The organism is Halomonas sp. YLB-10 (assembly GCF_003856855.1).
GTDB lineage: Bacteria > Pseudomonadota > Gammaproteobacteria > Pseudomonadales > Halomonadaceae > Halomonas > Halomonas litopenaei.
This window is the reverse complement of the sequence record NZ_RRCU01000005.1, coordinates 85,263-98,182: the sequence shown is the minus strand read 5'-3', so window position 1 is coordinate 98,182 and position 12,920 is coordinate 85,263. Positions and strand designations below refer to the sequence as shown.

Here is a 12,920-nt window from a genome sequence, read left to right as displayed (position 1 = left end):
TGGAGCCGAGAATCGATTACAGGCCGCTATCGGTCACAGGCTAGGCGTCGCTATAGCCGCGGCGGATCTCTTCGAGTGCCTGCTGGGCCGACCTCTCGTCGACGCAGAAGCGGGCCAGCGAACGTCCCAGTCGCGCCAGATTGCCCTCGCGCCATTTGCCAGGGGCGCGCAGGCGACAGCGGTCCAGGTCGATCAGCCAGACCCGGTCGCTGTCGTCGACCAGCAGGTTGCGGGCGTTGAGGTCGACATGGTCGAGGCCATGATCGTGGAAGCGTCGGATGACCTGGCCCACTTCATGGAGCAGGCCCGGGGCCAGATCACCGCTGCCGAGATGCTCTGCCAACGCTCGGGTGGCCGGCAGGCGCTCGGTGATCAGCGCGGCCTCGTAGCTTGGGCCATGGCGAACGACGCCTCCCAGCACCGGCCGCGGCACCGGCAGGCCGGCCTGGTAAAGCCGCGCCGTCAGACGCACTTCGCGAAAGGCGCGACTGCGTTCGAGCCCGGTCCACAGGTAACGGGAGGTCGATAGCCGGGCGACGAGACCGCCGCGGCGGTAGGGTCTCAGCACCCACTGACGATCGCCCACCTCGAGAAACAGACTCTGGCCGCGACCCGGCGCCTGTCCGGTCACCAGGCCTGCCTCGCGCCAGTATTCTGGCGCCAGCAGAGCGGGTCCGATTTGTGGCCGTGGTACAGCGTCACATAAACTGGTGGCATCGTATAAAATGCCCACCTTTCCTGACTGATACGTTGCCAACCGCATGAAGCATCCTCTGCCCGCTCGACCTGCCCACATCGGCGTGCTGCGTCTCTCTGCCCTGGGAGACGTGTGCAATCTGGTGCCCACGGTTCGAGCCCTGCAGCGCCAATGGCCCGAGGCGCGGATCACCTGGATCGTCGGCAAGGGCGAATACAGTCTACTGACCGGCCTGTCAGGGGTCGAGTTCGTCGTCTATGACAAGTCCACCGGCCTCAAGGGCATGCGGGCGCTGTGGCGCGAGCTGGCCGATACCCGCTTCGACGTGTTGCTGCACATGCAGCAGGCGCTCAGAGCCAGCGTGCTGTCGCTGGGACTCAAGGCCAAGGTGCGGGTGGGCTTCGATCCGGCCCGGGCCAAGGACCGCCAGTACTGGTTCACCCATCGTCAGCTGGCCCCGCGTGAGCGAGCCCACGTGCTGGAGTCGTTCATGGACTTCGCGCGCCTGCTGGGGGTCGAGGATACGTCGCTGGAGTGGCGACTGCCGGTGCCGGACAGCGCCTACGCCGAGGCCAGGGAGCTCACCGGCGACAGCGCCTATCTGTTGATCAGTCCTTGTGCCAATCCGCGCCTGCGCAACTTTCGCAACTGGTCGGCGGAAGGCTACGCCGCCGTGGTGGAGCACGCCTGGACCCAGTTTGGCCTGAAGACGGTGATGACCGGGGGCGGCAGTACCCAGGAGCGCGAGATGGGCTCGCGCATTCAGTCGCTGTGTCACCCCGAGGCGGTGATCGACGCCATCGGCGCCACCTCGCTCAAGGGTCTGCTGGCGCTGATCGATCGCGCCCGGCTGGTGATCGCCCCGGATTCTGGCCCGGTGCACATGGCCAACGCCCTGGCTACCCCGGTGGTGGGCCTGTTTGCCACCACCAACCCCGATCGCGCCGCGCCCTACCTGTGGCGCGACTACGTGGTCAATCGCTACCCTGACGCCGTCCGGGAGTTCCTCCAGGCGGATCCCGACACCATCACCTGGGGCCAGCGGGTCCGCCATCCCGATGCGATGTCGCTGATTCGCGCCGACGACGTGATCGAGCGACTCGATACCCTGCTCGCCGACACCGCCTCGCAACACCGCTCCGACCTCGATAGGGAGTCACCCGATGAAGCTTGATCTGACCGCGCTTGAGCGCTCCCGCGTGCTGGTGGTGGGCGACGTCATGCTGGACCGCTACTGGCACGGCGGCACCTCCCGGATATCGCCGGAGGCCCCGGTGCCGGTGGTGCGCGTGGAAGAGTGCGAGGATCGTCCGGGCGGCGCCGCCAACGTGGCGTTGAACATCGCCTCCCTGGGTGCCCACGCGGCGTTGGCCGGACTGGTCGGTGACGACGACAATGCCGACCGTCTGACCGCGCGCCTGGAGGAGGTGGGGGTGAGCACTCACTTTCACCGTACTCCCGGCATGCCCACGATTACCAAGCTCAGGGTGATGAGCCGTAACCAGCAGTTGATCCGGCTGGACTTCGAGGATGGACTCGACAAGATCGACACCTCGGAGCTGGCGCCCAGGCTGATCGAGGCCACCGACAACTTCGACCTGATCATCCTGTCCGACTACGGCAAGGGCACCCTGGCCAACGTCGAGATGGTGATCCCGGAAATGCGCCGGGCCGGCAAGCGGGTGCTGGTGGACCCCAAGGGCAGCGATTTCCGGCGCTATCGTGGCGCCAGCGTAATCACCCCCAACCTGGCCGAGTTCGAGGCGGTGGTCGGGCCCTGCCCCAGCGACGACATCCTGGCCACCAAGGGCGAGGCGCTGCGCGAGGAGCTCGAGCTCGAGGCGCTGTTGATCACCCGCAGCGAGAAGGGCATGACGCTGATTCGCGAAGGCCATGACCCCTTGCACCTGCCGACCCGGGCCCGTGAGGTCTACGACGTCACCGGCGCCGGCGACACCGTGATCGCGGTGCTCGGCCTGGCGCTGGCCGCCGGCCACGGCTTCGCCGAGGCCATGACCCTGTCCAATCTGGCGGCGGGTCTGGTGGTGGCCAAGCCCGGCACCGCAACGCTGTCCATCGCCGAGCTCTACACCGCGCTGCACGGCGACAAGCTGGCCGAATTCGGCGTCATCGAGGAATCACCGCTGGTGCTGGCGGTGCGCGCCGCCCAGGCCCGTGGCGAGCGGGTGGTGATGACCAACGGCTGCTTCGACATTCTTCATGCCGGCCACGTGGCCTACCTGGAGCACGCCCGCCAGCTCGGTGACCGGCTGATCGTGGCGGTCAACGACGACGCCTCGATCCGTCGGCTCAAGGGCCCCAAGCGGCCGATCAATCCGCTCAATCGCCGCATGCAGGTGCTGGCCGGGCTCGGCGCGGTGGACTGGGTGGTGCCCTTCGCCGAGGATACGCCGGCTCGCTTGATCGAATCGGTGCTGCCGGACGTGCTGGTCAAGGGCGGGGACTACCGGCCCGAGGATATCGCCGGCGGCGAAGCGGTGCGTGACGCCGGGGGCGAGGTCAAGGTGCTCGGCTTCGAGGATGGCGTCTCCACCACCGCCATGATCTCGACCATCCTCGATCGCGAGAGTTGAGGGTGAGCTGGCCACGGCTCGCCTATTCAGGTGCCATCGGACTGCTGTCGCCGCTGATCTGGCGACGGGTCTGGCGCGAACAGCTGCCGGATCGCGCTCGTGGCGAGCGGATGGGCTGTCTGCGGCCCTTCGCCGACGAGCGTCCGCGGCTATGGCTGCACTGCGCCTCGGTGGGCGAGGTGGTGGCGGCACGCCCGCTGATACGCGCCCTGCGCCTGCGCCATCCTGATCACCGACTGGTGGTCAGCACCATGACCGCCACCGGTGCCGAACGAGTGCTCTCGCTGGTGGACGACGTTCCCGAGGCGGAGGCGGCCGCTCCCCTGAGCCATGTCTTCGTGGCGCTCGACTTTCCCGGCGCCGCGCGCCGCTTTGTCCAGCGTCTGGCCCCTCGCCAGGCGATCTTCTTCGAGACCGAGCTGTGGCCGAACCTGCTGAGAGCCTGCGCCAGGCGGGGTATCCCGGTGGCGGTGGTCAATGGCCGCCTGTCACCCCGTGCCTTTCGTGGCTACCGGCGCCTGAGACCGCTGATGGCCGAGTCGCTGGCCTATGTCGACTGGCTGGCGGCCAAGTCCGGTGAGGATGCCGAGCGTTTCGTCGAACTGGGCATGGCGTCCGACCACATCCAGGTCGTCGGTTCGATGAAGTTCGATATGGCCCTTGATGATGCTTCTCTAAAGGTGAGTGAGCGCTTGCACGCAGCCATCGGGCATCGCCCGATCTGGGTCGCCGGGTCCACCCATCCCGGTGAGGATGAGCTGCTGCTCGGGGTCCAGCGCCGCCTTCAGGCGCGCTTTCCCGATATCCTGCTGGTGCTGGTGCCGCGCCATCCGCAGCGCTTCGAAGAGGTCGCCAGGCTGTGCCAGGAGGCCGGCTTCGAGACCGTCAGGCGCTCCCGGGGACGCGTCCCCAGCGCCAGGGCAGAGATCTATCTTGGCGACAGCATGGGTGAGCTGCAGGCGCTTTACGGTACCGCGGACCTGGCCTTCGTCGGCGGCAGTCTGGTGCCCATCGGCGGCCACAATCTGCTCGAACCCGCGCTGATGGGTGTGCCGGTGGTGACCGGCCCGCATCTCGACAATTTCGAGGACGTGGCCCAGCTGCTGAGAGACGCCGGCGCCCTGGTCGAGATCGCCGACGCCGACGAGCTGGTCGAGCGTGTCGCCGCGCTGCTCGAGGATGCAGAACAGCGCAAGCGGCTGAGCGAGGCCGGGCAAGGTGTCATCGACACCCACCGGGGTGCGCTGGAGGCCACCCTCGCTGGCCTGGACCGGCTGCTTGGCCACAGCCAAGGCAGGTGACCGGGCTCAGGCGGGTAGATGCCGGCTGATGCCGTCGGCGCCGCCGATCAGCAGGATATCCGCCGGACGAGCGGCGAACAGGCCGTTGGTCACCACCCCGACGATCGCGTTGATGCGGGTCTCCAGGGCGACGGGGTCATCGATGTCGAGGCCGTAGCAGTCGATGATCTGATTGCCGTTGTCGGTGACCACGCCCTCGCGATAGACCGGATCGGCGCCAAGCTTGACCAGTTCCCGGGCGACGTAGGAACGGGCCATGGGAATCACCTCGATGGGCAGCGGGAAGTCGCCCAGTCGCTCGACCCGCTTGGAGGCGTCGGCGATGCAGATGAAGGTCTTGCAGCAGGCCGCCACGATCTTCTCGCGGGTCAGCGCGGCACCCCCACCCTTGATCATCTGTAGGTGAGCGTTCACTTCGTCTGCGCCGTCGACGTAGACCGGCATGGTGCCGACTTCATTGAGCTCGTAGACGTCGATGCCGTGCCCCTTCAATCGTTGGGCGCTGGCCTCGCTGCTGGCCACCGCTCCGCGGAAGTCCCCGCGCAGCTCTGCCAGGCGGTCGATGAAGCAGTTGGCGGTGGAGCCGGTACCGACACCGATCACGATGTCACGGCCGAGCATCGGGCGGACCTCGTCGATGGCGGCGGCAGCGACGGCGTCCTTGAGTTCGTCCTGGGTCATGGAATACCTGCGATGGGGAGCGTGAGAAGAGGAAAGCTGCGGCCATTATAGGGCATCGCGAAAGGCGGAAGAAACGCTGTGTGGCGTGTCACTGTGGTGCCTGGGCTCCGCCCGTTTCCGCCTTCATCGCGGTCGCGGCAGCTCGGCACTGAGGCAAGCAATGTCTGCCTGGGGTGGCTGGCGCTGGACGTTGGGCGTGAGGCGATGCTAACAATAGGGGTTTTGCCCGCCTCCCTCACGCTGGATACCAGAATGCTCGAAGCTACCGTCAAGAAGATTCTCCAGGCCCGGGTCTACGAAGCCGCCCGAGAAACGCCGATCTCACCTGCGCCCATGCTGTCGCGACGGTTCAACAACCAGATTCTGATCAAGCGTGAAGACCTTCAGCCGGTGCACTCCTTCAAGGTGCGCGGTGCCTACAATCGCATGGCTCACCTGACCGATGAGCAGAAAGCCAAGGGCGTGATCGCCGCCTCCGCCGGGAACCATGCCCAGGGCCTGGCGCTGGCGGCCAAGCAGATGGGCGTCAAGGCGGTGATCGTGATGCCGCGCATCACCCCGGAGATCAAGGTGGCTGCGGTACGCGGCTGGGGCGCCAAGGTCATCCTCAAGGGCGACGCCTTCGCCGCCGCCGCAGAGCACGCCCAGGAGCTGGTCGAGGCCCACGGCTACACCTATATCCCGCCGTTTGACGATATCGATGTGGTCGCCGGACAGGGCACCGTGGCCATGGAGATCCTGCGTCAGCACAGCGGCCCCATCGATGCGGTGTTTATTCCGGTGGGCGGTGGTGGCCTGATCGCCGGCATGGCGGCCTACATCAAGTACCTGCGCCCGGAGATCAAGGTGATCGGGGTGGAAGCCGAGGACAGCGCCTGCCTGAAGGCCGCGCTGGAGGCCGGTGAGAGGGTCATCCTTGAACAGGTCGGCGTGTTCGCCGAGGGCGTGGCGGTAGCGCAGATCGGCGAGATTCCCTTTTCCCTGATGCGTGACCTGGTGGACCAGGTGATCACCGTCAACACCGACGAGATGTGTGCGGCGGTGAAGGATATCTTCGAGGATACCCGGGCGGTGTCCGAGACCTCCGGCGCGCTGTCGCTGGCCGGTCTCAAGAAGTATATCCAGGAGACCGGGGCCGAGGGCCAGACCCTGATATGCATCAACTCTGGCGCCAACACCAACTTCGATCGGCTCCAGCACATCGCCGAGCGCACCGAACTCGGCGAGCAGCGCGAGGCGATCCTGGCGGTGACCATTCCCGAGCGACCTGGCAGTTTCAAGAAGTTCTGCCGCACCATCGGCAAGCGCATGGTCACCGAATTCAACTATCGCTACGCCGATGCCGACCAGGCCCACATCTTCGTCGGCATACAGGTCAAGCCGGGCGGCGAGGATCGCCAGGCGCTGATCGGCAAACTGATCGAGGCGGGCTACCCGGTCGAGGATCTGACCGACAACGAATTGGCCAAGCTGCATATCCGTCATCTGGGCGGTGGCCGGCCCCGTACCGAGTTCACCGAGGAAGTCTATCGCTTCGAGTTTCCCGAGCGCCCCGGCGCGCTGATGAACTTCCTGACCCACCTCCCCCAGGACTGGAATATCTCGCTGTTTCACTACCGCAACCACGGTGCTGCCTATGGTCGGGTGCTGGTCGGCATGCAGATTCCCAACGGGGATCGTTCCCACGTCGAGGAACATTTTGACGCCATTGGCTATCGCTATTGGAAGGAAAGTGACAATCCCGCCTACCAACTGTTTATGGCATAGCCATGGCGGGATGACGTCTTGGAAGTCGAGGCAAAGCGGCGTATCCTGCGCGCGCAAGCGCTGACTTACTTGCTGGGCATGATGACGCCTGGCTGACGGGCTTCATCGTGGAAGCGTGATGATTGCCATACATGGGTGATCACCCTATAGTCTGAGTCAGTCGCTTTGACCACAACATCAAGACAATACGGCAAGCGGCCGTATGAAGGGAGTCAGGAATGAAACGCAAGCCCGATCTGATCATGTCACTGGTGCTGGTGTTCGGCCTGGGAGTCGTGGCAACCGGCTACGCCCAGGCGCTGGTGGGAGGTTGAGGCACCAGGCACCATGGTCACGACATCGGCATAGATCCAACTCCGGCCGCCCTCAGGGGCGGCCGGAGGCGTTTCAGGCAGGGCGGATCACTCTGCGATCACTGACGATGGCGTTCAGCGGCACGTCCCAGGAGGCCACCGGCAGGCGTTCGACGCGCTGGACGTCATGGGCCAGGCCGATCAGGCGTGGCCTGGGGCCGCCCTGCCCGCTGTCGGGATGGGCGAAGGCCAGGGTGCGATCGTAGAAGCCTCCACCCATGCCCAGGCGCTGGCCGGCGTCGTCGAAGCCCACCAGCGGTAGAAGGATGGCGTCCAGCGCCCAGGGCGGCAGACGACGCGACGGATGGGCGCCGTGACGGCTGCAGGGTTCGCTGATGCCGAAGCGATTGGCGACCATGGGGGTGTGCTCGTCGTAGCGGACGAACCACAGGCGATTGTCGCTCAGGGGGCGCAGCACCGGAAGATAGGCCTGGGCGCGGCGCTGGCGTAGCCAGTCGAGCAGGGGGCGAGGATCGATCTCCCCGTCATTGGGCAGGTAGAGCGCCACGCGACGGGCACTCAGCAGTTCTGGAAGGCGACGCAGGCGAGCCAATAGTGACTGGCTGGCGGCCTGCTGCTGGCGCGGGCTCAGGGCCCGGCGGCGGCGTCGCAGTTCGCGTCGAAGCTCGGTACGTGACAAGTGTCCGAGCGTCATCTGTGCGTCAATGGAAGAGCGCAGATCGTTCATTCGAGGTTCCCCAGAGTGCCGCTGTCGTTCTGGCCCTTGAACCCATAGGTTCAAGGTGGGTGGCCGCAGCCGAGCCGTCAGGCTTTCCGTCGCACGGACTTGCACACGGGCCCGGCTAGCATTTGGCCCCCTGGGTACTGCGCATAGGCTCGAGGGACTGTAACGACTGGCGCACACCCCAGGGAACTCCTCCATGCTACCAGACCGGGGCCTGGCGCCAAAGTGAAGATGCCTTCGAGTGCTTGGGGAGGCAGTGTCGACCAGGCGCGCTGGTCGCGAGACAGCAGCAAGGGGATGAGGTGCTGGCACGGCTCTCGCAGATGAGGCGGGGCGCGGACCACCGGGGCGGTACGGGACGTGATGCGGGCTCAGGTACCGAAAGCCCTGATCAGCCTTGATCAGACGTCGGAATCGCGACTCGGCGCCTTGGCGAGCGCCTGTTCCAGGCGGGTGTTCAGCTCGCTCAGACTGGCTTCGCCTGCACGCTTCTCGTCACGCAGGCCCAGCAGTTCGTGGGCTAGGTTGAGTGCAGCCATGATGGCGATCTTCTCCCGATCCACCACCTTGCCCTGGGCGTGGATCCCCTGCATGGCCTGGTCCAGATAGCGGGCAGCACGCTCCAGTCCCTCCTGCTCCTCGGGGGCACAGGCGATGGTGTAGGGGCGTTCTAGCAGCGTAATGTCGGTGGTATGCCGCTTGGTGTCATTCATGGGCCTGGCTCCGGGGCGGGCCTTGGCTAACGCAGCGCCGAACGGGCAGGATGCGTTACCATCGGGGATCGATTGCGAGTCACTATAAGAGAGCCTTCAGCGGGGGGTCAACGCGACACCTCAAGACGGGAGCACCGACGGCGCTTGCCGATGCCATGGGCAAGCGGCTTCTGGTCACCCCGGGGGCGCCGCGGTATTGCCACCCTGAACCTCTTCTTCAGCGGATATCATCATGTCTTTGATCAACGAACGCCAGGACTTCTCCACCATCGCCGACACCTTTTTGCTGCATGGCAGCATGCAGTCGCCGGCCTTTCTCGACGGGCGCCTGTGCGCGGCACTCGGCCTGCACGACCTCACCGCCGAGGCCTGGCTCGAGGAGGTCTGCCTGACCCTCGGGGTCGACCAGCCCAGAGACGAGCCCAGCGCCGAACGCCTGCTCGGCTGGCGCCGCCAGACCCTGGACGCCCTGGCCAGCACTGAGCTGAACTTCGAACCGCTGCTGCCTGACGAGATGTTCTCGCTGGCCGAGCGTGCCCAGGGCCTCAAGGAATGGACCCTCGGCTTTCTCGAAGTGGTGGAGGATGCAGGCGACGCGCCCAGAAAGAAGTGGTCCGAGCCGCTCAGGGAGGCCATCGAGGATCTCGCGGGTTTGGCCGCCATCGAGACCGATATCGACGACAGCGCCGAGAACGAAAACGACCTCTTTGCCCTGACCGAACACGCCCGCATGGCGGCGATGCTGCTCTATACCGAACAGCACCCTGGCACCCCGCAGGTCGAGCAGGTCGACGAGACGCCTCCCACCACCCACTGACGCTTGCCAAAGTCCCGAACGATGCCTGCAAAGTTCGGGATTTTTCCCTCCTTTTCCCGTCGCCAGAGCCTGCTATGCTGGATGGTGTGATCGATCCGGCAGCGCGCTTCTGGGCTCGGGTCGCCGGCGAATCGGCCGCCTACCTGTCCTTGGCGATCATGCCTTTCTCGGCGATCACACCTTTCTCATCGGTGCGTGCCTCTGGTGTGGTGGACTCTTCTCGCCGCCGCCCGGGGCGCCGCCGCTGGTCGACGACCGGGTAGTCGAGGATCGGGTCGTTGTGGACCGGATGATCGTCGGATTACCGCGCACATGGGTGCGCCAATTTTCCAGAAGAGTGTCGTGTCACAGGTCCTGTAAGGGAGGGATGCTGGTGGTTGAGGTATAAATCAGGGTGCTGTTTCGCCAGGGCAGTTGGTGGTTTTATAGCCAACTAGCACGCTAATAAATGTTTGATTACGTAAAGTTATTACAGGAATACAGTAATGCCGCAAGACACCCCCGAGAGCACTGTGGAACCAACGGCAAGCCGCCTTTCAGCGAACGCCCCTCAGGCGTCTTGCCAGGAAGGTGGCCATGCGGTCGAGCGGGTCGACGTGGCGATCATCGGCGGGGGGCTGGTGGGGGCGAGCCTGGGGGCGGCCCTGGCGGAATTGATCGAACACTCCGGCCTCAAGGTCGCGGTGGTCGAGGCCGCACCGATGGCACCGCTCGCACCGTCGCCGCAGGAAGCGGCGCCTTCGGCGGGAGAAGACGACGCCTGGCAGCCAAGCTTCGACGCCCGCGCCAGCGCCATTGCGGCGGGGTCCGCCGCGCACTTTTCGCGCCTCGGGGTGTGGTCGGCCATGGCCGCGAAGGCCAGCGCGATCTCGCTGATCCATGTCAGTGAGAAGGGGCGCCTTGGTGCGACGCGCCTGCGTGCCGACGAAATGGGCGTCGAGGCGCTCGGCTACGTGGTACCCAACGCCTGGATGGGGCGGGTGCTGCATCGCCGCCTGGCCGAGCTGCCGCTCGACTGGCACTGTCCGGCTCGGGTGGAGCGTATCGAACCCGTGGCCGCAGGCCATCGTCTGTGGTTGTCCAGCGGCAGCGTGCTGGAGGCCGGCCTGACCGTGCTGGCCGACGGCGGTCGCTCTGGCCTCAAGGAGGCGCTGGGGATCGAGAGCGACGCGGCCCCCTACGATCAGGTGGCAATGATCGCCAATGTCGCGGTCGGGCGCCCCCACCAGGGCGTTGCCTACGAGCGCTTCACACGGCAAGGCCCGATGGCGCTGCTGCCGCTGCCGGGACAGGCCATGGAGCTGGTGTGGACCCATGAAAAGGGCAGCGAACAGCGCCGACTGGCATTGTCGGACCGCGCCTTTCTCGAAGAGCTGCAGGCCGCCTTTGGCGATCGAGCCGGCGCCTTCGTCAAGGTCGGCCAGCGTCACGTTTACCCGCTGTCGCTGGTCACCGCGCGGGAGACGACACGGCCGGGGCTGGCGGTGCTGGGCAACGCCGCACATGCCCTGCACCCGGTGGCGGGCCAGGGCTTCAACCTCGCGCTGCGAGGGGTGATCGACCTGGTCGAGGCCATCGAGCAAGGGCTCGAGGCCGGCCAGGCGCCTGGCAGCGCGGCGACCCTGGCCTCCTTCGAGCGACGCCGCGAAGCGGACCAGCGCAATGTGGTGCGCTTCAGCGACGGCCTGATTCGGCTGTTCGGCATCGACCAGCCACTGCTGTCCCACGCCCGCGCCGCGGGACTGATTGGCCTGAACCTCGCAGGGCCGCTGAGGCGGGGCCTCGCCAGGCGGGCCATGGGCAGCGAACGATAACTGGGTAGGGGCAACCCTGGCCCGTTGGTGTCATCTGGCCCACAGGGCCTTCCCATGGCGTCAGGCAGACTTCAGGCACTGCCTCTGAAACTCTGGCGGTCGAGCATAGGATTGCCCTTGGCGGTACACTGGGTGCGCTGCGTTGCCGGGACCCTGAGGGCGAATCCGCAAAGGCACGTGGTGCAAGCGAGTCAGTGATTGTCAGGAAGACTGGGAGAGCGAGACGCCGATGAAGGAGCAGGCAGAGGGTTCAGCCGCCAAGGCAGCGCCGACGGGAGTCGATGTGGTGATCGCCGGTATCGGCATGGTAGGTGCCGTACTGGCCGTGCTGCTGGCACGGGAAGGCTGGACGGTCGCCATGGTGGACCCGCGTCCGGGCCCGCTGGACTCGGATGACCTGCCGGGCAGTGTGCCGGCCCCCCGCGTCAGCGCCCTGACCCCGGTGTCTCGACGGTTGCTGGAAGGCCTCGGTGCCTGGCCGCGCATCGACGCCTGGCGCGCCACGCCCTACACCGCCATGCAGGTGTGGGACGCCGACGGCTCCGGCGAGGTCGGCTTCCGCGCCGATCAGGCCGGGGTGCCGGTGCTTGGCCATATCGTCGAAAATGATGTGATTCTGGCGGCGCTGGAAGCCGAACTGTCGAGGCTGCCGCAGGTGCAGCGCCTGCATGGTCGCAAGGTGGTGGCGCTGGACGACGGCGCCGTTCGTCGGCGGGTGACCCTGGATGATGGCAGCGTGCTGGCGGCCCCGCTGGTGGTCGGCGCCGACGGTGCACGTTCACCGCTGCGCGAGCTGGCCGGGATAGCGGTACGTGAACAGGACACCGGGCAGTGCGCGCTGGTGACCACGGTGAAGACCGAGCGGCGTCATGGCGGTGTAGCCCGTCAGGCCTTTCTGGCCACCGGCCCCCTGGCCTTCCTGCCGCTGACGGTGGCGGGAGACAGCCACTACTGCTCGATCGTCTGGTCCACCACCCCGCAGGAAGCCGAACGTCTTGCGACACTCTCGCCAGCAGCGCTGGGCCAGGCCATGGCCGAGGCGCTGGATCATCGCCTGGGGGCGGTGGAGGTGCTGGATGAGGCCAGGAGTTTCCCGCTCAGCCAGCGCCACGCCGAGCGCTACCACCTGCCGGGGCTTGCGCTGATCGGCGACGCCGCTCACAGCATTCACCCCCTGGCCGGCCAGGGGGTGAATCTGGGCTTTCTCGATGCGGCGGTACTGGCCGAAGAGTTGCTGAACGGGCGCAGTCGCGGTGTGGCACCTGGTGGCTTGAGCCTGCTGGCCCGCTATGAGCGACGTCGGCGTGGTGATAACGCCATGATGCTGGTGCTGATGGAAGGCTTTCGGCGTCTGTTCGGCAGCCGCCACCCGGGCCTGACGCTGGCGCGCAACCTGGGGCTTTCCGGCGTCGACCGGCTGTCTCCGATCAAGCGCCTGATCATGCAGCAGGCCACCGGCTCACGCGGACGCCTGCCGCTTAGCTGTCGCTAGGGGGCA

General features: G+C 66.4%; 12 protein-coding genes and 1 other RNA gene. 8 read left to right on the top strand and 5 right to left on the bottom strand.

Annotated elements, in window-relative coordinates; all coding sequences use genetic code 11:
- Nucleotides 1-40 precede the first annotated feature (40 nt).
- Nucleotides 41-763: a 3-deoxy-D-manno-octulosonic acid kinase gene (locus tag EBB56_RS12515; RefSeq protein ID WP_045990975.1), complete on the bottom strand. Its 723-nt coding sequence runs from the start codon at nucleotides 761-763 to the stop codon at nucleotides 41-43.
- Between EBB56_RS12515 and EBB56_RS12510 the strand changes: the two genes are divergently transcribed.
- The 3 genes from EBB56_RS12510 to waaA are packed head-to-tail and all read left to right on the top strand — an operon-like array spanning nucleotide 762 to nucleotide 4,592.
- Entirely contained in the window at nucleotides 762-1,871 is a 1,110-nt protein-coding gene (locus EBB56_RS12510; protein WP_045990976.1) for a glycosyltransferase family 9 protein, read from the top strand. The two genes, EBB56_RS12515 and EBB56_RS12510, sit on opposite strands and share 2 nt — an antisense overlap.
- Nucleotides 1,861-3,291, top strand: a complete 1,431-nt coding sequence (hldE, locus tag EBB56_RS12505; protein ID WP_045990977.1) for a bifunctional D-glycero-beta-D-manno-heptose-7-phosphate kinase/D-glycero-beta-D-manno-heptose 1-phosphate adenylyltransferase HldE — start codon at nucleotides 1,861-1,863, stop codon at nucleotides 3,289-3,291. The genes EBB56_RS12510 and hldE overlap by 11 nt, the downstream gene beginning before the upstream one ends.
- Nucleotides 3,292-3,293: 2 nt before the next feature.
- Nucleotides 3,294-4,592 carry a lipid IV(A) 3-deoxy-D-manno-octulosonic acid transferase gene (waaA, locus tag EBB56_RS12500; RefSeq protein WP_124804521.1) on the top strand — a complete coding sequence of 433 codons (1,299 nt, stop codon included), beginning with the start codon at nucleotides 3,294-3,296 and terminating at the stop codon, nucleotides 4,590-4,592.
- A gap of 6 nt (nucleotides 4,593-4,598) precedes the next feature.
- Here waaA and rpiA read toward each other — a convergent pair whose 3' ends face one another.
- Nucleotides 4,599-5,273: a ribose-5-phosphate isomerase RpiA gene (gene rpiA / locus EBB56_RS12495; protein WP_045990979.1), complete on the bottom strand. Its 675-nt coding sequence runs from the start codon at nucleotides 5,271-5,273 to the stop codon at nucleotides 4,599-4,601.
- A gap of 204 nt (nucleotides 5,274-5,477) precedes the next feature.
- On the opposite strand from rpiA, the gene ilvA reads away from it, so the two are divergent.
- A complete protein-coding gene (ilvA, locus tag EBB56_RS12490) occupies nucleotides 5,478-7,040 on the top strand; it encodes a threonine ammonia-lyase, biosynthetic (protein ID WP_260425355.1) in 1,563 nt (520 codons plus the stop codon).
- Between the two features lie 387 nt (nucleotides 7,041-7,427).
- Here the strand turns inward: ilvA and EBB56_RS12485 are convergent, their stop codons facing one another.
- The 3 genes from EBB56_RS12485 to EBB56_RS12475 form a co-directional block, all read right to left on the bottom strand.
- Nucleotides 7,428-8,048: a 5-formyltetrahydrofolate cyclo-ligase gene (locus tag EBB56_RS12485; RefSeq protein WP_260425354.1), complete on the bottom strand. Its 621-nt coding sequence runs from the start codon at nucleotides 8,046-8,048 to the stop codon at nucleotides 7,428-7,430.
- A gap of 36 nt (nucleotides 8,049-8,084) precedes the next feature.
- Nucleotides 8,085-8,269: non-coding RNA, 6S RNA (gene ssrS, locus EBB56_RS12480), on the bottom strand.
- Nucleotides 8,270-8,479: 210 nt separating this feature from the next.
- On the bottom strand, nucleotides 8,480-8,791 hold the full coding sequence (locus tag EBB56_RS12475; RefSeq protein ID WP_045990982.1) for a cell division protein ZapA: 312 nt from the start codon (nucleotides 8,789-8,791) through the stop codon (nucleotides 8,480-8,482).
- 232 nt (nucleotides 8,792-9,023) lie between these two features.
- On the opposite strand from EBB56_RS12475, the gene EBB56_RS12470 reads away from it, so the two are divergent.
- From EBB56_RS12470 to EBB56_RS12455, 4 genes are all read left to right on the top strand, one after another.
- The gene (locus tag EBB56_RS12470; RefSeq protein ID WP_045990983.1) at nucleotides 9,024-9,608 is read left to right on the top strand and encodes a UPF0149 family protein; all 585 of its coding nucleotides are present in this window, start codon (nucleotides 9,024-9,026) and stop codon (nucleotides 9,606-9,608) included.
- Between the two features lie 74 nt (nucleotides 9,609-9,682).
- Complete coding sequence (locus tag EBB56_RS12465) at nucleotides 9,683-9,871, top strand: hypothetical protein (RefSeq protein ID WP_045990984.1); 189 nt, start codon at nucleotides 9,683-9,685, stop codon at nucleotides 9,869-9,871.
- Nucleotides 9,872-10,093: 222 nt separating this feature from the next.
- Nucleotides 10,094-11,422 carry a 2-octaprenyl-6-methoxyphenyl hydroxylase gene (gene ubiH, locus EBB56_RS12460; RefSeq protein ID WP_083970168.1) on the top strand — a complete coding sequence of 443 codons (1,329 nt, stop codon included), beginning with the start codon at nucleotides 10,094-10,096 and terminating at the stop codon, nucleotides 11,420-11,422.
- A gap of 229 nt (nucleotides 11,423-11,651) precedes the next feature.
- Complete coding sequence (locus EBB56_RS12455) at nucleotides 11,652-12,914, top strand: UbiH/UbiF/VisC/COQ6 family ubiquinone biosynthesis hydroxylase (RefSeq protein ID WP_045990985.1); 1,263 nt, start codon at nucleotides 11,652-11,654, stop codon at nucleotides 12,912-12,914.
- Nucleotides 12,915-12,920: the final 6 nt, after the last annotated feature.